The sequence below is a fragment of the Microbacterium sp. Yaish 1 genome, assembly GCF_002245215.1.
Taxonomy (GTDB): Bacteria; Actinomycetota; Actinomycetes; order Actinomycetales; family Microbacteriaceae; genus Microbacterium.
In genome coordinates, this window is record NZ_NPMR01000001.1 from 830366 (window position 1) to 849893 (window position 19528).

The 19528-nt window shown below is 71.5% G+C and carries 19 protein-coding genes; 7 read left to right on the top strand and 12 right to left on the bottom strand.

The window, feature by feature from the left end; translation table 11 throughout:
- Window positions 1–13: 13 nt before the first annotated feature.
- A complete protein-coding gene (locus CI089_RS03975) occupies window positions 14–1018 on the bottom strand; it encodes a LacI family DNA-binding transcriptional regulator (RefSeq protein WP_094260360.1) in 1005 nt (334 codons plus the stop codon).
- A gap of 125 nt (window positions 1019–1143) precedes the next feature.
- Between CI089_RS03975 and CI089_RS03980 the strand changes: the two genes are divergently transcribed.
- The 6 genes from CI089_RS03980 (at window position 1144) to CI089_RS04005 (ending at window position 8476) form a co-directional block, all read left to right on the top strand.
- On the top strand, window positions 1144–1569 hold the full coding sequence (locus CI089_RS03980) for an L-rhamnose mutarotase (RefSeq protein ID WP_094260361.1): 426 nt from the start codon (window positions 1144–1146) through the stop codon (window positions 1567–1569).
- Window positions 1566–2732: an L-rhamnose isomerase gene (gene rhaI / locus CI089_RS03985; protein ID WP_094260362.1), complete on the top strand. Its 1167-nt coding sequence runs from the start codon at window positions 1566–1568 to the stop codon at window positions 2730–2732. Before CI089_RS03980 ends, rhaI begins: the two co-directional genes overlap by 4 nt.
- Window positions 2729–4045 (top strand): MFS transporter, encoded by a 1317-nt coding sequence (locus tag CI089_RS03990; protein ID WP_218823012.1) that lies wholly within the window; start codon window positions 2729–2731, stop codon window positions 4043–4045. Before rhaI ends, CI089_RS03990 begins: the two co-directional genes overlap by 4 nt.
- Window positions 4042–4902: an alpha/beta hydrolase fold domain-containing protein gene (locus CI089_RS03995; protein WP_094260363.1), complete on the top strand. Its 861-nt coding sequence runs from the start codon at window positions 4042–4044 to the stop codon at window positions 4900–4902. The genes CI089_RS03990 and CI089_RS03995 overlap by 4 nt, the downstream gene beginning before the upstream one ends.
- Before the next feature lie 29 nt (window positions 4903–4931).
- Window positions 4932–6968, top strand: coding sequence for a bifunctional aldolase/short-chain dehydrogenase (locus tag CI089_RS04000; protein WP_094260364.1), 2037 nt, complete (start codon window positions 4932–4934; stop codon window positions 6966–6968).
- Between the two features lie 107 nt (window positions 6969–7075).
- A complete protein-coding gene (locus CI089_RS04005) occupies window positions 7076–8476 on the top strand; it encodes a rhamnulokinase (RefSeq protein ID WP_256977468.1) in 1401 nt (466 codons plus the stop codon).
- 188 nt (window positions 8477–8664) lie between these two features.
- On the opposite strand, the gene CI089_RS04010 is transcribed toward CI089_RS04005, so the two are convergent.
- The 3 genes from CI089_RS04010 to groES all read right to left on the bottom strand — a co-directional run bounded on the left by CI089_RS04010 (window position 8665) and on the right by groES (window position 11610).
- A complete protein-coding gene (locus CI089_RS04010; protein ID WP_094260366.1) occupies window positions 8665–10023 on the bottom strand; it encodes an ABC transporter substrate-binding protein in 1359 nt (452 codons plus the stop codon).
- A gap of 226 nt (window positions 10024–10249) precedes the next feature.
- Complete coding sequence (rarD, locus tag CI089_RS04015; RefSeq protein WP_094260367.1) at window positions 10250–11191, bottom strand: EamA family transporter RarD; 942 nt, start codon at window positions 11189–11191, stop codon at window positions 10250–10252.
- 122 nt (window positions 11192–11313) lie between these two features.
- Window positions 11314–11610, bottom strand: a complete 297-nt coding sequence (gene groES / locus CI089_RS04020) for a co-chaperone GroES (protein WP_023954390.1) — start codon at window positions 11608–11610, stop codon at window positions 11314–11316.
- A 143-nt stretch (window positions 11611–11753) separates the two neighbouring features.
- Here groES and CI089_RS04025 point away from each other — a divergent pair, with 143 nt between their 5' ends.
- Window positions 11754–12980, top strand: coding sequence for a class I SAM-dependent methyltransferase (locus tag CI089_RS04025; RefSeq protein ID WP_094260368.1), 1227 nt, complete (start codon window positions 11754–11756; stop codon window positions 12978–12980).
- Here the strand turns inward: CI089_RS04025 and CI089_RS04030 are convergent.
- The 8 genes from CI089_RS04030 to glmS are packed head-to-tail and all read right to left on the bottom strand — an operon-like array spanning window position 12959 to window position 19524.
- On the bottom strand, window positions 12959–13420 hold the full coding sequence (locus CI089_RS04030; RefSeq protein WP_094260369.1) for a hypothetical protein: 462 nt from the start codon (window positions 13418–13420) through the stop codon (window positions 12959–12961). The two genes, CI089_RS04025 and CI089_RS04030, sit on opposite strands and share 22 nt — an antisense overlap.
- A complete protein-coding gene (gene tsaD / locus CI089_RS04035; protein ID WP_064955362.1) occupies window positions 13417–14484 on the bottom strand; it encodes a tRNA (adenosine(37)-N6)-threonylcarbamoyltransferase complex transferase subunit TsaD in 1068 nt (355 codons plus the stop codon). Before tsaD ends, CI089_RS04030 begins: the two co-directional genes overlap by 4 nt.
- Entirely contained in the window at window positions 14481–14948 is a 468-nt protein-coding gene (gene rimI / locus CI089_RS04040) for a ribosomal protein S18-alanine N-acetyltransferase (RefSeq protein ID WP_094260370.1), read from the bottom strand. The genes tsaD and rimI overlap by 4 nt, the downstream gene beginning before the upstream one ends.
- The gene (tsaB, locus tag CI089_RS04045) at window positions 14945–15622 is read right to left on the bottom strand and encodes a tRNA (adenosine(37)-N6)-threonylcarbamoyltransferase complex dimerization subunit type 1 TsaB (RefSeq protein ID WP_094260371.1); all 678 of its coding nucleotides are present in this window, start codon (window positions 15620–15622) and stop codon (window positions 14945–14947) included. Before tsaB ends, rimI begins: the two co-directional genes overlap by 4 nt.
- A 36-nt stretch (window positions 15623–15658) precedes the next feature.
- Window positions 15659–16162, bottom strand: a complete 504-nt coding sequence (tsaE, locus tag CI089_RS04050; RefSeq protein ID WP_064955364.1) for a tRNA (adenosine(37)-N6)-threonylcarbamoyltransferase complex ATPase subunit type 1 TsaE — start codon at window positions 16160–16162, stop codon at window positions 15659–15661.
- On the bottom strand, window positions 16162–17295 hold the full coding sequence (gene alr / locus CI089_RS04055) for an alanine racemase (RefSeq protein WP_094260372.1): 1134 nt from the start codon (window positions 17293–17295) through the stop codon (window positions 16162–16164). Before alr ends, tsaE begins: the two co-directional genes overlap by 1 nt.
- On the bottom strand, window positions 17292–17648 hold the full coding sequence (locus tag CI089_RS04060) for a holo-ACP synthase (protein WP_094260373.1): 357 nt from the start codon (window positions 17646–17648) through the stop codon (window positions 17292–17294). The genes alr and CI089_RS04060 overlap by 4 nt, the downstream gene beginning before the upstream one ends.
- 25 nt (window positions 17649–17673) lie before the next feature.
- Window positions 17674–19524: a glutamine--fructose-6-phosphate transaminase (isomerizing) gene (gene glmS / locus CI089_RS04065; RefSeq protein WP_094260374.1), complete on the bottom strand. Its 1851-nt coding sequence runs from the start codon at window positions 19522–19524 to the stop codon at window positions 17674–17676.
- Window positions 19525–19528 lie beyond the last annotated feature (4 nt).

Sequence of the window (19528 nt, forward strand, 5' to 3'; positions counted from 1 at the left end):
CGGAACCGAGGGCTCAGCCGGTCGAGTCGCGGACGACGAGCTCGGGACGGAAGCGCACGCGGCGCTCGTGCTCGCCGCTGGGATCGTCGAGGCCGCGCAACAGGAGGTCGACGGCGCGGTATCCGATCTCGTGCGCGGGCTGGCGGATCGAGCTGAGCGGCACGACGGTGGCCGACGCGAAGTCGATGTCGTCGTAGCCGATGAGGGCGACCTCCTCGGGTACGCGTAGCTGCCCGAGCACCGCGAAGGCCTGCAGCACCCCGACGGCGAGCAGGTCGTTCGCCGCGAACACCGCGTCGACGCGGTCTTCCCCGCGTCGCTCACGCAGACTCTCGCCCGCGGCGCGGCCGTGCAGCACCGACAGGGCGGGTACGGCGATCTCCTCCAGGCGCGCGCCGGCGACCTCGGCCACCGCGCGCCGCGCACCCTCGAGACGGTCGGCGACCTGACGGATCGACACCGGCCCGCGGACGAACGCGATACGCCGGCGCCCGCGCGCCAAGAGGTGCGACACGGCGAGGTACCCGCCCTCGACGTCGTCGACCGAGACCGAGGCGAAGACGTCGTCGGGTATCTCGCGGTCGACGAGGACGACGGGCACACCCGCCGCCTGCAGCCCGCGCAGCCGTTCGAGGTCGTCGCTCGCGGGAGTCACGAGCACGCCGTTGACGCGCTGCTCGCGGAAGAGGTCGAGGTACGCCGACTCGCGCTCGGGCTTCTCGTCGCTCGTGCTGAGCAGCACGGCCATGCCGCTCTCGGCCGCACGCTCCTCCGCGCCCCGCGCGACCTCCGCGAAGAACGGGTTGCCGATGTCGAGCACCACGAGACCGATCGATCGGCTCCGCCCGGCCCGCAGCTGCCGCGCCGCATCGTTGCGCACGAACCCGAGGTCGGCGATGGCCTGCTGCACGCGCGCGACCATCTCCGGCGACACGCGCGTCGGATTGTTGAGGACGTTCGAGACGGTCCCCACCGAAACGGATGCCGCGACCGCGACATCCCGCACGCTCACTGCCATGCACACCACCGTAGCGCGAGCGCGACGGCAACGGCAGGATGTGGGTAAGCGCTTGCCGTTTGTGCTCCCGTGTACAACCCGCTACGCTCGTGAAACGATTCACAACCGCTCACCAAGGAGCCTCGATGACGAGTGCATCTGCCCACCGGGTCTGCTTCTCGCTGCAGATCCATCCGGACCTGCTCGATGAGTACATCGCCCGGCACACCCCTGTCTGGCCCGAGATGCTGGCGGAGATCGCGGCATCCGGCCGCCGCAACTACTCGCTGTTCCTCGGCGAGGGCGGGCGGCTGATCGGCTACTACGAGGTCGACGACGATGCCGCGGCTCAGGCCTACCTCGCCGCATCGCCCGTCGCCGCCCGCTGGGAAGCCGAGATGGCGCGCTTCTTCGTCGGGCTGGAGGGCCGCCCCGACCAGGCCGCCACGCCCCTGACCGAGGTCTTCAACCTGCACGACCAACTCGCGGCGGCGACCACCGCCGGGGCCCTCACCGGCACGGCCGCGACGACATCCACCGAAACCCCCGACGAAAGCGACGACGCATCGTGAGCACCCTCTCCCCCGACCACTTCGCCCTGCTCGAGCGCCAGGGCATCGAGCTGCCCAGCTGGGCGTTCGGCAACTCCGGCACCCGGTTCCGCGTGTTCCCCACCGCCGGCACCCCGCGTGATCCGTTCGAGAAGATCGCGGATGCCGCCGAGGTGAACCGCCTCACCGGGCTCGCGCCCGCCGTCGCGCTGCACATCCCGTGGGACAGAGTCGACGACTTCGGTGCCCTGCGCCGCCACGCCGAAGACCTCGGGGTCGCGCTCGGCACGATCAACTCGAACACGTTCCAGGACGAGGACTACAAGTTCGGGGCGCTGACCCACGAGGATGACGCGATCCGCCGCAAGGCCATCGACCACCACCTCGAGTGCATCGACGTCATGGATGCCACGGGCTCCCGCGACCTGAAGATCTGGCTGGCCGAGGGGTCGAACTACCCCGGGCAGAACGACATGCGCGCGCGCCAGGACCGCCTGGCCGACTCGCTGCAGCAGATCTACGACCGCCTGTCGGGCGAGCAGCGCCTGGTGCTGGAGTACAAGTTCTTCGAGCCGTCGTTCTACCACACCGATGTGCCCGACTGGGGGACGAGCTACGTGCAGGTCGCGGCGCTCGGCGAGCGCGCGATGGTGTGCCTCGACACCGGGCACCACGCCCCGGGCACGAACATCGAGTTCATCGTCATGCAGCTGCTACGGCTCGGGAAGCTCGGCTCGTTCGACTTCAACTCTCGCTTCTACGCCGATGACGACCTCATCGTGGGTGCGGCCGACCCGTTCCAGCTGTTCCGCATCCTCGTCGAGGTGCTGCGCGGCGGCGGCTTCGACAACCCCGACGTGGTCTTCATGCTCGACCAGTGCCACAACATCGAGGCGAAGATCCCCGGGCAGATCCGCTCGGTGCTCAACGTCCAGGAGATGACGGCCCGCGCACTGCTCATCGACGCCGACGCCCTCGCCGCCGCCCGCACCGCGAACGACGTGCTCGGGGCGCAGGCGGTGTTCATGGACGCGTTCTACACCGACGTCCGCCCGGCCCTGGCCGAGTGGCGCGAGTCGCGGGGACTTCCCGCCGACCCGATGGCCGCGTACGCGGCATCCGGCTACCAGCAGAAGATCGAAGCCGACCGCGTCGGCGGCACCCAGGCCGGGTGGGGCGCATGAGCACGACCCGCACCCGACGCCCGCTGAGCGCCTGGAAGGCGACGATCGCCGTCGCCATGTCGAACTACATCGAGGCCGGCGCGATCATCGCGCTCGCCACGAGCCTGACGCTGTGGCAGGAGGCCTTCGGCTTCGACGACGGCGTCGTCGGCATCGTGGCCGCCCTGTCGGCCAACGCCTTCGGCGCCGCGATCGGTGCCGCGATCGGCGGTCCCCTGTGCGACCGCCTGGGCCGGAAGTTCATCTACACCTATGACCTGATCGTGTTCATGCTCGGCGCTCTCGCCGTGACATTCGCGCCGAATCTCGCGATCCTGCTCGTCGGCGTCATCCTCATGGGCATCGCGGTCGGCGCGGGCGTTCCCGCCTCGTGGACCTACATCGCCGAGGAGGCGCCCAATGAGCACCGTGCCGCGCACGTGGGCACGGCGCAGCTCGCCTGGTCGATCGGCCCGGCCGTCGGGTTCCTGCTCGCGGTCATCGTCGGCCCGCTCGGCCTGCTCGGCTCGCGCCTGATCTTCTTCCACCTCTTCGTCATCGCCGCCGTGACGTGGTGGGTGCGCCGCGGACTCCCCGAGTCGCGCCGGTGGAAGAGCCAGCGCGAGGCAGCGCTGGTCGCGGGCGAGCGGCCGTCGTTCTTCTCCGGCATCGTCGGCCTGCTCAAGGAGCCGAAGAACTGGGGCGCCCTCGCCTTCCTCATCGGCGTCTACGGCCTGTGGAACACCGTCGCGGGCCAGGCCGGCATCTTCCAGCCGCGCGTGTACGACGCCGCAGGCCTCCACGACCCGATGCAGCAGAACCTGCTGCAGGTGCTCGTCTGGAGCCTGACGGCAGCCGCGACCTTCTTCGGCTTCATGCGCTTCGGCGACCGGGTGCGCCGCAAGTGGCTGTACCTCGGCGGTGCGGCGCTCGGCGTCGTCGCGTGGGCCGTGCTGATCTACGCTCCCCCGGGGCTGTTCTCGCTGCTCTTCTTCGCCGTCGCGTGGGGTGTCTCCGCCGGCGTCGGAGCCCAGGCGTTCTACGGCCTGTGGACCGCCGAGCTGTTCGCCACCCGTTACCGCGCGAGCGCGCAGGGCGTGCTCTTCATGCTCGCCCGGGTCATGGTCGGCCTCCTGAGCCTCGTCTTCCCCGTCCTTCTGTCGGGACTCGGACTCGGCGGACTGGGCGTGATCATCCTCGGCCTGCTCGTCGCGGCGCTGCTCATCGGCACGATCTGGGCGCCGAACACCGAGGGCAAGTCGCTCGAGGACATCGAGCTCGAGCGCTACGGCCGGCACGTGCCGACACCCGCGGAAGAGCGGGTCGCCCGATGAGCGCCGCCTCGACGGCCGCGTCCTCGCCCGCGTCCGAGGCGGACGGGCTCATCCGGCTCTACCGGGCGGCGGAGCCCGACGGCACCGGCCTGGTCTGGATGCACGGCGGCGGCTTCGCGTTCGGTGACCTCGATATGCCCGAAGCGGATGCCGTCGCCCGCGGGCTCGCCGCGGCGGGGACGACGGTCTTCTCCGTCGACTACCGCCTCGCGCCCGTTCCACCCACGTGGGACGGCGCCGACCAGCAGAGCGAGGACCGCAGCCGCAACCGCTACCCGGCGGCATCCGACGACGTCCTGCGCGCCTGGGAGTGGGCGACGGTGCACGCCGAGGAGCTCGGCGTCACGCGCGTGGCGATCGGCGGGGCGAGCGCGGGGGCCAACCTCGCGACGGGCGCGACACTGCGCCTGCTCGCGGCCGGCGGCATCCTGCCCCGCCTCGTCGTGCTGGCCTACCCGACCCTGCTCGCCGTGCAGCCCGCCCCCGGCCCGGCGCTGCGCGCCGCTCTCGACGCGCACCCCGAGCACGACCGGTTCGGCGCCGAGGTCGTCCGTGAGATGTACGAGAACTACCTCGGCGGCTCGGTGATCGGCGCGCCGATCGCCGCCGTCCCGGGCCTCGCGTCGACGGACGAGCTGCGGGGATTCCCGCCGACGCTCATGATCAACAGCGAGATCGACGAGCTGAGCGTCTCGGGCGACGTGTTCGCCGCGACGCTCCGGGCCGCCGGCGGCGATGTCGACGTCGTCGTCGAGCCCGGCACCGATCACGGCCACCTCAACCGGCCCGAGCACCCCGGCTTCGCCGCCTCGATGGCACGCATCGTGCAGCGATTCGCCGGCCTCGCCGCATCCTGACCTCCCCTCCCTACCCCCGAAGGAAAGCCATGACCTCCGCCGCAGCCGCCGACCTCATCGCACGCAGCAACCGCCTGGGCTCCGACCCCAAGAACACCAACTACGCCGGGGGGAACACCTCCGCCAAGGGCACCGACATCGACCCGGTCACGGGTGAGCCCGTCGAGCTGCTGTGGGTCAAGGGATCGGGCGGCGACCTCGGCACCCTCACCGAGTCGGGGCTCGCGGTGCTGCGCCTCGACCGGATGCGCGCGCTGGTGAACGTCTACCCCGGCGTCGAGCGCGAGGACGAGATGGTCGCCGCGTTCGACTACTGCCTGCACGGCAAGGGCGGCGCGGCTCCCTCGATCGACACCGCGATGCACGGACTGGTGGATGCCGCACACGTCGACCACCTGCATCCCGACGCGGGCATCGCGATCGCGACCGCCGCGGACGGCGAGGCGCTGACCGCGAAGATCTTCGGCGAGAAGGTGGTCTGGGTGCCCTGGCGGCGCCCGGGTTTCCAGCTCGGTCTCGACATCGCCGAGATCAAGGCGCAGAACCCGCAGGCGATCGGCTGCATCCTCGGCGGGCACGGCATCACGGCGTGGGGCGACACCTCGGATGAAGCCGAGGGCAACAGCCTGTGGATCATCGAGACCGCGCAGGCCTACATCGACGAGCACGGCGCGGCCGAGCCCTTCGGCGGCGTGCGCCCCGGCTTCGAGGCACTGCCCGAGGCCGACCGCCGAGCCCGCGCCGCAGCCCTCGCCCCCACGATCCGCGGCATCGCCTCGACCGACAAGCCCATGGTCGGCCACTACACCGACACCGACGTCGTGCTCGACTTCCTGGCATCCGAGAAGGCCCCTGCCCTCGCTGCCCTCGGCACGAGCTGCCCCGACCACTTCCTGCGCACCAAGGTCAAGCCCCTCATCCTCGACGTCCCCGCGACGGCGTCGGTCGAGGAGCAGATCGCCCGCCTGCACGAGCTGCACGCCGAGTACCGTGCCGACTACCAGGCGTACTACGACGCGCACGCCACGGCGGACTCCCCGGCGATCCGCGGCGCCGACCCGCTCATCGTGCTCGTGCCCGGGGTGGGAATGTTCTCGTACGGGGCGAACAAGCAGACCGCCCGCGTCGCGGGCGAGTTCTACGTCAACGCGATAGGCGTCATGCGCGGCGCCGAGGCCCTCTCGACCTACGCGCCGATCTCGGACGCGGAGAAGTTCCGCATCGAGTACTGGGCGCTCGAAGAGGCCAAGCTCCAGCGGATGCCCAAGCCCAAGACCCACCAGGGGCGCATCGCGTTCGTCACGGGTGCGGCATCCGGCATCGGCAAGGCCATCGCCACCCGGCTCGCGGCCGAGGGCGCGTGCGTCGTCGTCGCCGACCTCGACCTCGAGAAGGCGCAGGCCGCGGCTGCGGAGCTCGGCGGCACCGACGTCGCGATCGGCGTCGCAGCCAACGTCGCCGACGCCGACGGCGTGCAGGCCGCGATCGACGCGACGCTGCTGGCGTTCGGCGGCATAGACCTCGTCGTCAACAACGCCGGACTGTCGCTGTCGAAGCCGCTGCTGGAGACCACCGAGAAGGACTGGGACCTGCAGCACGACGTCATGGCGAAGGGGTCGTTCCTCGTCTCGAAGACGGCCGCGAAGGCACTCATCGAGCAGAAGATGGGCGGCGACGTCATCTACATCTCGTCGAAGAACTCCGTCTTCGCCGGGCCCAACAACATCGCGTACTCGGCGACGAAGGCCGACCAGGCCCACCAGGTGCGGCTGCTGGCGGTCGAGCTCGGCGAGCACGGCGTGCGCGTCAACGGCATCAACCCCGACGGTGTCGTGCGCGGCTCGGGCATCTTCGCCTCGGGCTGGGGCGCCAACCGCGCCGCCACCTACGGCGTCAAGGAAGAGGACCTCGGCCAGTTCTACGCCAGCCGCACGATCCTCAAGCGCGAGGTCGTGCCCGAGAACGTCGCCGACGCGGTCTACGTCCTCACCGGCCCCGAGCTCTCCCGCACGACCGGCCTGCACATCCCGGTCGACTCCGGCGTCGCCGCCGCGTTCCTCCGATGAACGCGGGCACTCGAGTGCACGGCTCTGCGCCGAGTGCACGGCATCCGCACGCTCCGACGTCGTGCGCTCGGCGACAAGCCGTGCACTCGCGGGAAGGGTCGGGGAATGTGGTGGCCGTGGATCTCGGGGCCACCAGTGGGCGGGTCATCGTGGGGCATGTCGGGCTGGACACGCTCGAGACCGAGACCGTCGCGCGATTCGCGAACGATCCGGTGCTGGCGGGTGACGGCCTGCACTGGAACCTCGTGGGGATGTACGGATCGGTGCTGGGCGGGCTGCGCGATGCGTTTCGCACGACCCCCGGCATCGCGTCGATCGGGGTCGACTCTTGGGCCGTCGACTACGCGCTGCTGCGCGGCGGGCGGATGCTGGGCGAGCCGTTCCACTATCGCGACGAGCGCACCGCCCGCGGGGTCGAGAGCGTGCACGCCCGCTTTCCGCACGCCGAGCTCTTCGAGCGGAACGGCCTGCAGTTCCTGCCGTTCAACACCCTGTACCAGCTCGCCGCCGAAGACCCGGAGGTGCTGGCGTTCGCCGACACCGCCCTCCTCGTGCCCGACCTCGTCGGGTACTGGCTCACCGGCGAAGCCCGCGCCGAGCAGACCAACGCGTCGACGACCGGACTGCTGCGGGTGCTGCAGGCCTCGTGGGACGGCGCGCTCGTCTCGGCGCTCGGCATCCCCCGCGGCATCCTCCCCCCGCTCATCGCGCCGGGCGATCGGCTGGGCCCGCTGCGGGCGGACGTCGCGGCGTCGATCGGAGCGCCCGAGGGCACGCCCGTCACCGCTGTCGGCTCGCACGACACCGCTTCGGCCGTCGTCGCCGTGCCGATGCAGCCGGATGCCGCGGCCTACATCTCCTGCGGCACGTGGGGGCTCGTCGGCGTCGAGGTCGACCACCTCGTGCTCAGCCGCGCCGCGCTCGAGGCGAACTTCACGAACGAGGGCGGCGTCGACGGCCGCGTCCGCCTGCTGCACAACGTCATGGGCCTGTGGGTGCTGAGCGAGGCCGTGCGGCAGTGGGAGCGCCACGAGGGCCATCGCATCGATCTGCCGACGCTGCTCGATGCCGCACGCGAAGCGGATGGCGTCGTCTTCGACGTCAACGACCCGCGCTTCCTCGCCACCGGCGAGATGACCTCGCGCATCGACGCGTGGTGCGCCGAGCACGATGTCGCACCGCCGCGCACCCGCGCGGAGTACACCCGGTCGATCGTCGAGTCGCTCGCGCAAGCGTTCGCCGATGCCGTGGCCGACGCCGCGCGCCTCGGCCGCGTCGACGTCCGGACGATCCACATCGTCGGGGGCGGAGCGCTCAACGAGCTGCTGTGCCAGCGCACGGCCGACCGCGCCGGGATGCCGGTGCTCGCCGGCCCCGTCGAAGCGACGGCCCTCGGCAACGTGCTGGTGCAGGCCCGTGCCGCCGGTTTCGTCTCGGGGTCGCTCGAGGCGCTCCGCGACCTCGTCGCCCGCACGCACGCACCGCGCCGCTACGAGCCCCGCGCCTAGCCGCGGAGCCCGTTCGCGATACATTCGCCGGACCGGCGATGCGGGAGTGGTCTCAGGCGGCCGCCGACACCACTCCTGTCACGCCGATCCGACGGATGTACCGGCTCGCGGGGATAGCGGATGCCAACCCAAGCCCCGCACACGACGAAGGGCCCCGGCCAGGAGACCGGGGCCCTCGTGCGCGGGGGTCAGCCGACGCGGACGAACTCGTAGTTGTTGTCGTCGCCGTACTCGAAGACACCGATGGATGCCTCGGTCGGGTCGCCCACCTCGTTGAAGGTGATCGGGCCCGAGACGCCGTCGTAGTCCGCGGCCTGACCGGCGATGATCAGGTCGGCGCACTCCGCGAAGCTCGTGCACTTCGTGCCGTCGCCCGAGCCGCCCGAGACCGCCTGCAGGTTCGCCGCGACGTCGGGGCCGGCCGTCGATCCGGCCTGGAGCGCGGCGAGGGCGAGCAGCACGACCGCGTCGTACGACTCCGGCCCGTAGGTGAAGTCCTGCAGCTCGGCGTTGCCGGCACCGGTCCAGAACGCCTGCAGGTTGTCGCGGAAGGTTGCGATCGACGCGGGGTCGACGGCGGGGTAGGTGCCCTTCGCACCGGCCATCGTGCCGGCCTCGAAGTCGTCGCCGAAGTTCGCCAGGTTGCCGTCGACGAGGTACAGCTGCTCGGGGTTGACGTCGGCGCCGATGAGCTCGGGGATGATCGTCTTGACCTCTTCGAACGTGATCAGGGCGATCGCGTCGGGACCGGCGGCGAGCACGTCCTCGACCTGGGCCGAGAAGTTCGTGTCACCGGTGTTGTAGAGCGAGGTCGCGACGACCTCGCCGCCAGCGGCCTCGAAGGCGGCCTTGGTGAAGCACGCGAGGCCGGTTCCGTAAGCATCGTTGAGCACGATCATGCCGAGCGTCTCGTTGCCGTCAGCGCCGATCAGGTTGCCGAGCACCTCGCCCTGCAGCACGTCGGAGGGAGCGGTGCGCCAGTACAGGCCGTTGTCCTTGTACCCCGTGAACGCCGCGGAGGTGTTGGCGGGCGAGAACTGGATGGCGTTGGCCGCGATCACCTGGTCGATGAACTGCAGCGACGTGCCTGAGGAGGCCGCCCCGATGATCGCCGTGGCACCTTCGCCCAGCAGTCGGGGGATCTCCGTCTCGTACGCCTTGTTGTCGGTGTCACCCGAGTCGCCCTGCTTGAGGTCGATCGTGATGCCCTTGCCCGCGGCGTTGATCTCGGAGGCGGCGAACTCGGTCGCCGAGATCTCCGGCGGGCCGAGGAACGCGAGGTTGCCGGTCACGGGCAGAGCCGTGCCGATCGTGTAGGTGAGGTCGGTACCGGGACCCGTCGAGGTCGAGGTGTACTCCGGCGTGTACGACGCGGGCTCGGCCGCTTCGCAGTCGATGGGGAAATCGGCCGAGGTGTTCCCGCCGGCGTCTCCCGACGCAGCGGGTTCGCTGCCTCCGGCACAACCTGCGAGGACGAGGGCACTCGCGCCGATCACGGCGATACCGCCGAGGACCTTCGCGGTGCGGGAACGGGTGAGAACGCCCATTGTGCTCCTTGATGAGTGGGAACGCGGCACCGAAGCCCCGCGAGGTTGGGTTAAACCTAGTGGCGCGTTCGCGTCGGCGATGTTGCAATGTGTTAACGGTCTGTTACGCGACCCAATCGTTATCTGCGGCGTCGCGTACGGCCCGTCATTCCGCGGCTGGGACCGCTGCCACGACCGTCATCGAGCCGAGTCGACGAGCCGGAATGCGACGCCGGCGACGGGAGCGTCAGACGACGGGAGCGACGTCGGATGCCTCGTCGATGCGCTTCGGGCGACGGGCGGCGCGAAGCGAGTCGACGCTCAGCACGACGAGGGCGAGCCAGACGAGTCCGAAACCGATCCAGCGCTCGAGAGGCATCGGCTCGCCGAGGATCCAGGCTCCCGTGATGAACTGCAGAATCGGCGCGACGAACTGGAGCAGACCGATGACCGTGAGGCTGCTGCGACGGGCGCCGGCGGCGAAGAAGAGCAGGGGCACGGCGGTGACGACCCCGGCGAGGGTGACCAGCGCGGTGTGGCCGGGGCTGACCGAGCCGAACACGAGCCCGCCGGTCACCGCGACGACGATCGCCTGCACGATCGCGACCGGCGCCAGCCAGAGCGACTCCAGCGTCAGACCGCTGACGGCGTCGACCGACGGCCCGATCTGCTTCTTGACCAGTCCGTAGGTTCCGAAGCTCGCGGCGAGGGTCAAGGCGATCCACGGGAAGGCTCCGTAGCCGACGACGATGACGCCGACCGCGACGGCGGCGATGCCGATGGCGACCCACTGGGCCACCCGCAGCCGCTCCTTCAGGACGAGGACGCCGAGGAGCACCGTGACGATCGGGTTGATGAAGTACCCGAGGCTCCCCTCGATCACGTGCCCCGTGAGGGTGCTGATGAGGAAGACCTGCCAGTTCACGTAGATGAGGAGCCCCGCGACGATGGTCCACAGCACGAGACGCGGCGTGCGCAGGATCGCGATCAGCTTGCCCCAGGCTCGGAGCACCGTCAGGAGGATGGCGCAGAAGACGAGCGAGAACAGGATCCGCCACGAGACGACCTCGAACGGCCCCATCGGGGCGAGCGTGAGGAAGTAGAGGGGCATGAAGCCCCAGAGCACATACGCCGAGAACGCGTAGATCCCGCCGAGCGAGCGTTCACGGGCGGGATCGAGGGGTGTCACGAGCCAAGCATAGGACGGTCATGACATGCGGCGCCCGTCGCGGACTGCCATCCGCCGCCGCACGCCTGCCATGACGAAGGCCCGGATGCCATGCACCCGGGCCTTCGTGGAAGAGCTCTGCGTCAGCGGACGACGACGGCGAGGACGTCGCGCGCCGAGAGCACGAGGAACTCGTCAGCGCCGAACTTGACCTCGGTTCCGCCGTACTTGCTGTAGATCACGCGGTCGCCGACGGCGACGTCGAGCGGAACACGGTTGCCGTTGTCATCGATGCGGCCGGGGCCCACCGCCACGACCTCGCCCTCCTGGGGCTTCTCCTTGGCGGTGTCGGGGATGACCAGACCACTCGCAGTGGTCTGCTCGGCCTCGACCTGCTTGATGACGATGCGGTCCTCGAGCGGCTTGATGGAAACCGACACGGTCTACCTCTTTCTTCGACAAGACTTGTTGGCAATCTCACCCTGAGAGTGCCAACTCCGAGTCTAGGGGGACGTTGGCACTCACGCAACGCGAGTGCCAACCTCCCGCGGCCTCGGACGGACGCCGCGCGTAGGCTGTCGTGGTGGATCACGCCGAGCTCTCCGCGTTGCTGACCCCCGAGGGACTCCGTCTGGTCGACACCCTCCGGATCTCCTCGACCGCGGATGCCGCGTCGGCCGTGTCACGGCTGCGGCGCGAAGGCCTCTCCCCCGACCTCGTGGCGGCGGCGGTCGGCCAGGCCCGCCTCCGCGAGCGCGCGCGGACGAAGTTCGGTCCGTTCGCCGACCGGATGCTGTTCACGCGGGCGGGTCTGGAGCAGGCCACGCGTCTCGCGGTCGCCGCCCGTCACGCCGGCCGGTTCCGCGACGCCGGGATGACACGGGTCGCCGACCTCGGCTGCGGGATCGGCGGGGACGCGCTCGGCTTCGCCGGCATCGGGCTCGAGGTCCTGGCCGTCGACGCCGACGAGATCACCGCCGCCCTGGCCGCCTACAACCTCGCCCCGTTCGGCTCATCCGCCCGGGTGCGCCACGGCCGCGCCGAGGAGACCGATCTCGACGGCGTGGATGCGGTCTGGCTCGATCCTGCCCGCCGCACCTCGGGCCACAGCGAGACACGGCGGATCGCGGCATCCGATTACACGCCGTCGCTCGACTGGGCCTTCGACCTCGCGCGGCGGATGCCGACCGGCATCAAGCTCGGGCCCGCATTCGACCGCGACGACCTCCCGCCGGAGGGCGAGGCACAGTGGATCAGCGCGGACGGCTCGACGATCGAGCTGGTCGTGTGGTCGGGCCCCCTCGCCCGCGCGGGTGTGCGCCGTTCGGCCCTCGTTCTGCGCGGCGACCGTGCCGCCGAGCTCACGGCCCCCGCCGACACCGCCGACGCCGAGCCGCGCGACCTCGGCGCCTACCTTCACGAGCCCGACGGCGCCGTCATCCGTGCGCGCCTGATCGGCGACGTGGCGCGCGCGCTCGACGCCGGCATGCTCGCGGGCGGGACGGCGTACATGACGTCCGACGCCGGACGCACCAGCCCGTTCGCCACGACGTTCCGCGTTCGTGAGGTGCTGCCACTCAAGCCGCGCGAGATCGATGCCGCCCTCAGAAGCGCCGGCATCGGCATCCTGGAGATCAAGAAGCGCGGCGTCGACATCGATCCGGCGCAGTTCCGCAAGCGGCTGCACCTGTCGGGGAACGCGTCGGCGACGCTGTTCCTCACCCGTATCGGGGACCGCCGCGTCGCCGTCCTCGCGGACCGCGTCGAGGACGAGCCGGGCGGCGCGGGTCAGCCCAGCAGCTCCGCCTGAGCGGCCGCCCACACGAGCCAGCCCGCGCTGTACAGGATCGACAGCGCCGCGAGACCGAGCGCCCAGACGGCGACGGTGCGGCTCTCCCACGGGCGGCGGAGGGCGAGCACGGCCATCACGGCGGCGGCGATGCCGAGCGGGAACGCCCAGCCGACGAACAGCGACAGCACGAGCGCCACGATCGCCAGGGCCAGCGCCCATGCTCCCGAGCGCGGCAGGATCTCGGGCGGCGGAGCCCACTCGACGCGCGGCTCGGGCACCACGGGCTCGGCCGGTCGCTCGGTCGCGGGGACGAACTGCAGCGGGGTCGGCTGGGTGAACTCGCGCTGGAAACCGCCGCGGTGCTCCCCCGGAAGCGGCGCGGCCTCGGGCGCCGATGCGACGTCGCCCGACGGCGCGTCCACCGCGGGGCGCCGACTGCGCAGCCGGTCGTCGCTCACCCGCGCACCTGGATCTCGGTCACCGGAAGCGTGGAGTCGGCGCCGAACGAGAGCGTGGAGGGCTCGGCGCCCGACGAGATGAGCTCGGCCGCGAGCGCCGCGATCATCGCCCCGTTGTCGGTGCACAGGCTCAGCGGCGGGATGCGCACCGCGACGCCGGCGGCTGCAGCGCGTTCGAGGGCGACCTCGCGCAGTCGCCGGTTGGCGATCACCCCGCCGCCGAGCAGCAGCCGCGGGACGCCGTGCTGAGCGCACGCGTCGAGCGCCTTGGTGACGAGGACGTCGACGACCGCTTCGCGGAAGGATGCCGCGACATCGGCGACCGGCACGGCTTCACCGGCCGCCTCGCGCTGCTCGACCCAGCGCGCCACGGCGGTCTTGAGCCCCGAGAAGGAGAAGTCGTACCGATGCGCCGCCAGGTCCGAGGCCCGCGAGAGGCCGCGGGGGAACCGGATCGCGTCGGGGTCGCCGCTCGCGGCGGCACGATCGATCTCGGGGCCGCCGGGATAGGGCAGGCCGAGGATGCGGGCGATCTTGTCGAACGCCTCCCCGGCGGCGTCGTCCATCGTCTCGCCGAGCATCTCGACGTCGGAGACGAGGTCGCGCACGAGGAGGAGCGAGGTGTGTCCGCCGCTGACCAGGAGGGCGACGGTCGGGTACTCGACGTCGTCACCGGTCAGGATGTCGGCGGCGATGTGACCCACGAGATGGTTGACCGCGTAGAGCGGCTTCCCGAGCGATACGGCGAGGGCCTTCGCGGCGCCGACACCGACCATGAGCGCCCCGGCCAGCCCCGGTCCGCTGGTCACGGCGACGGCGTCGAGGTCCTGGAGCGATACGCCCGCCTCGGCCACGGCGGCCTCGATCGCCGGCTGGAGCGCCTCGAGGTGGGCGCGCGCGGCGACCTCGGGCACGACGCCGCCGTAGCGGGCGTGCTCGGCCATCGAGCTCGCGATCGTGTTCGACAGCAGGGTGCGTCCGCGCACGATCCCGATGCCGGTCTCGTCGCAGCTGGTCTCGATCCCCAGGACGAGGGGCTCGGAACGGGTCGGGGTGGTCGTCATCGGTCGGTCCCTCCCTCACCGCGGAGGTTCAGTTGCATGATGATCGCATCGACGTCGTCGGGCTGGTAGTAGCGCGGGCGACGGGCGATCTCGACGAATCCCTCGGAGAGGTAGAGCCCCTGCGCGACGGGGTTGTCGGCGCGGACTTCGAGGAACAGCTCGCGTGCTCCGCGATCGCGGGCCTCGGTCATCAGCGCGCGGAGCAGCCTGCGGCCGCGGCCGGTCCCCCGGCAGGCGGGGTCGAGGGCGAGGGTCTGGATGTCGGCGTCGGCCGCGCCCGGTACGGCGCGGACTCCGCCGTAGCCGACGACCCGGTCGTCCTCGACGTCGACGAGGTACCGGCCGTGGGGCGACGCGATCTCGGCGGACATGGCGGTACGGCTCCACGCGTCGGTGGGGAACGACGCCTGCTCGAGCGCCATGATGGCGTCGAGGTCATCGGCGGTCGCCGTGCGCAGGCTCACGTGCCGACCTTCTTCGGCCCCGCGGGGACGGTCACGTCCGGGGCCCGGAGATACAGGGGCTCGAGGGCGGCGGTGTCGGCGTCGGCGGTGTCGACGTCACCCGCGGCGAGCCGCTGGGCGGCGACGCGGGCGAGCGCGGCGGCGCTGATCGCCGTCGTCTCGGACAGCGCGGCGGCGGGGGCGCCGAAGAGGTCGAGGGGCTCGGTCGACGCGCGCGCCACGAGGTGCGGATCGACGATGCGCACCGGCATCCCGTTCTCGACGCGGTAGACCGAGACGGCGAGCTCTCGGCGACGCGCGTCGGTCACGATCGCGATCGGCTCGCCCTCGACGGGGACCGCGCCGGCGGTGGCGAACGCGGGGTCGACATGAGCGCGGGCGGCCGCGTCGTGACTCGCCACCGGGACCACGGGGATGCCGCGCCCGAGGGCGAACGCCCGCGCGGCGGCGATCCCGACGCGCAGTCCCGTGAAGGGGCCCGGGCCCATGCCTGCGGCGACGGCCGTGATCTCGGCGGGGTCGACGCCCGCATCGCCGAAGACGCGCACGAGCAGATCGCCGATGACCTCGGCGTGACCGCGGGGGTCGGAGCTGACGGCCTCGGCCCGGACGCGACCCGCGGGGTCGACGATCGCGACGGCCGTGCCGATCGAGGTGTCGATGCCCAGAATCACGTCACCCAGGGTAGCCCGGGCCGGGATGCCGCGCGCTCAGGGGCGCCGCGTGACCGTGACGATCCGCGGGGCCGCGTCGGCCATCTCGGCGGCCGCCGGACCGCTCGTGCCGCAGGCGTTGTCGAGGCCCGTGCCGCTCCAGCCGCGCTCGAGCTCGATCTCCCACCAGCTCTCGCGCAGCCCGTCGACCATGCCGTGCCCCCACTCGACGATCGTGACGCTGGCGTCCAGGTCGAGATCGAGGTCCGACAGCTCCGCGGGCGACCCGAGGCGGTAGGCGTCGACGTGGATCAGCGGCGGGCCGTCGACGAGCGACGGGTGCGTGCGCGCGATGACGAAGGTCGGGCTCTGGATGGGACCGCGCACGCCGAGGCCGGCGCCGATCCCCCGGGTCAGCGTCGTCTTTCCGGCCCCCAGGGGGCCGGTCAGCACCACGAGATCGCCCGCGCGGAGCCGCGATCCGATCTCGCGCCCCCATGCTTCCATCTCGTCGGCGGAGGTCACCTCGCGCTCGCCCAGGTATTCGTCGATTCCGCTCATCACCGGCCTCCCGTCATCTCGGACGATACCGCCGTGCGGTGCACGCGCGGGCCGATCCGCGTGACGATCTCGTAGTCGATCGTGTCGGCGGCATCTCCCCATTCGGCCGCGGCGGGGAACCCCAGCGTGGGGTCGCCGAAGAGCACGACCTCGTCGCCGATCGCGACGTCGGCGTCGCCGACGTCGACGACGAACTGGTCCATCGCGATCCGTCCCGACACGGTGAACCGCCGGCCGCCGATCACCACCGGTCCGCGGCCGGAGGCCTGCCGCGGCACGCCGTCGGCATAGCCGAGGGGCACGAGGGCGAGCGTCGTCTCGCTCGCGGTGCGATGGGTGTACCCGTAGGAGACCCCCTGGCCCGCGGGCACGCGGCGCACAGCGGCGACCGAGGTGCGCAGGGTCATCGCGGGCTGGAGCCCGAGGTCGGCGGAGGAGCGATCGGGAAGCGGCGAGAGACCGTAGATCGCCAGCCCCAGGCGCACGCAGTCGAGCCTCGCTTCCGGGAGGGCGATCGCGGCGTTCGACGCGGCGATGTGGCGCAGCGGCGGGTGCACGCCGGCCGCCGCAGCCTCGGCGAGAGCGTCGTGGAATCGGGCGAGTGCGACCCGGTCGTCGTCGATGCTCGTGTTCGACAGGTGGCTGAAGACGCCGATGACCCGCAGCTGTCCGATGCGCTCGAGACGGGCCGCCTCCGCGCAGACGCGCTGCCATTCGCGCGGCTCGACCCCGTTGCGCCCGAGCCCGGTCTCGACCTTCAGGTGGACTCCGACCGGCTGCCCGGCGGATGCCGCGGCCGCGGCGGCCTGCAGCTGCGCGAGGCTCGAGATCCCGAGCTCGATGCGGTGCTCGGCGGCCTCGCGGAAGTCGGTGCGGGGGCCGTGGAGCCAGGCCACGAGGGGCGCGGTGATCCCGGCCCGGCGAAGCGCTACGGCCTCGGCGATGTCGGCGACACCGAGCCGCGAGGCTCCGCCCGACAGGGCCGCCGTCGCGGCGCGTACCGCGCCGTGGCCGTAGCCGTCGGCTTTGACGACGGCGATGACCTCGGTCTGGACGAGCCGCCGGAGATGACGGACGTTGTGCTCGATCGCCTCGACGTCGATGAGCGCTTCGCGCAGCGGTCCCGGGGTCACGACGCCGCCTCGGCGATCACGTAGGCGGTCGCGAGGTTGGCGTCGTGCGAGAGCGACAGGTGGACGGCGGTCACCCCGCGCGCCGCGACGGTCGCGGCCGTCTCGCCGGTGAGCGCGAACACCGGGCGCCCCGACGTCTCCGATGCCACCTCGATGTCGACCCAGTGCACGCCCTCGGAACCGCCCAGGGCCTTGATGAGGGCCTCCTTGGCGGCGTAGCGGGCGGCGAGCGAGCGCGGTTTGAGCGCACGCTCGCTCGGCGAGAAGAGCCGGTCGAGCAGGCGGGGCGTGCGCTCGAGCGAGCGCTCGAAGCGCGGCACGTCGACCAGGTCGACGCCGATGCCGACGATCACGGCATCCCCTTCCGCCCCGACCGGCTCACTCGACCGTGACCGACTTGGCGAGGTTGCGCGGCTGGTCGACGTCGAGGCCCTTGGCCGTGGCGAGGCCCATCGCGAAGATGTGCAGCGGCACGACGGCCAGCAGCGGCTCGAACAGCGGCTCGGCGAGCGGGATGCGCAGCACCTCGTCGGCGAACGGGAGGACGGCGGCATCCCCCTCTTCGGCCACCGCGATGATGCGGGCCCCCCGCGCGCGGATCTCCTGGATGTTGGAGACGACCTTCGCGTGCAGCAAGGGCGAGCTCGTGGGCGAGGGCACCATGACGAACACGGGCTGACCGGGCTCGATGAGGGCGATCGGGCCGTGCTTGAGCTCGCCGGCGGCGAAGCCCTCGGCGTGGATGTAGGAGATCTCCTTGAGCTTGAGAGCGCCCTCGAGCGCGATCGGGTAGCCGACGTGACGGCCGAGGAAGATCACCGAACGGGTGTCGGCCATCCAGTGCGCGAACTGCTCGATGTGCTCCTGCTCGCCCGCCAGCACGCGCGCGATCTTCTCGGGCACGGCCTCGAGCTGGGCCACCTGCTCGGCGATCGCCTCGTCGGTCAGGGCGCCGCGCACGCGGCCGACGTGCAGGGCCAGCAGGTACAGCGCCGTGATCTGCGCGACGAACGCCTTGGTCGAGGCGACGGCGACCTCGGGGCCGGCGTGCGTGTAGACGATCGCGTCGGACTCGCGCGGGATCGTGGCCCCCTGCGTGTTGCAGATCGAGAGGGTCTTCGCGCCGGCCTCGCGGGCGTACTTGACGGCCATGAGGGTGTCCATCGTCTCGCCCGACTGGCTGATCGAGACCACGAGGGTGCGGGGTCCGATGACGGGGTCGCGGTAGCGGAACTCGTGGGCGAGCTCGACGTCGACGGGCACGCGCGCCCACTGCTCGAGCGCGTACTTGCCGACCATGCCGGCGTAGGCGGCCGTGCCGCACGCGATGACGATGACGCGGTCGATGCCGGTGAACAGCTCGTCGAGACCGTCGAGCTCAGGGATCTGGACGAGGCCGTCGTGGACGCGGCCGCGGATCGTGTTGGCGACGGCCTCGGGCTCCTCCGAGACCTCCTTCGCCATGAACGACGACCAGCCGCCCTTGTCGGCGGCCGCGGCATCCCACACGACCTCGAAGGGCTCGACGTCGACGGCGTCGCCGGAGAAGTCGGTGACGGTGACCTCCTGCGGGGTGATCGCGACGATCTCGTCCTGACCGATGGCGAGGGCGTGACGGGTGTGCTCGACGAAGGCGGCGACATCGGAGCCAAGGAAGTTCTCGCCGTCGCCGAGGCCGATCACGAGCGGCGAGTTGCGCCGGGCGCCCACGACGAGACCGGGCTGGTCACGGTGCAGGGCGAGGAGGGTGAAGGCCCCCTCGAGGCGCGACACCGTCGCGCGGAACGCCTCGACGAGGTCGCCGGATGCCTGGTACTCGCGCCCCAGCAGCACGGCGGCGACCTCCGTGTCGGTCTCGCTGCGGAAGGTGTATCCCTCGGCGACGAGCTCGGACTTCAGCTCGGCGAAGTTCTCGATGATGCCGTTGTGGATGACGGCGAGCTTGTCGTCGTCGGCCAGGTGGGGGTGCGCGTTGGCGTCGGTCGGGCCGCCGTGGGTCGCCCATCGCGTGTGGCCGATGCCGGTCGTTCCGTCGGCGAGGGGATGAGCGGCGAGATCGTCGCGGAGCACCTGGAGCTTGCCGGCGCGCTTGCGCGTGCCGAGGCCGCCCTCGCCGTCGATCACGGCGATACCGGCGGAGTCGTAGCCGCGATACTCGAGGCGGGCGAGACCCGAGATGAGGATGTCCTGCGAGGGACGGGGGCCCACGTAGCCGATGATTCCGCACATGGGC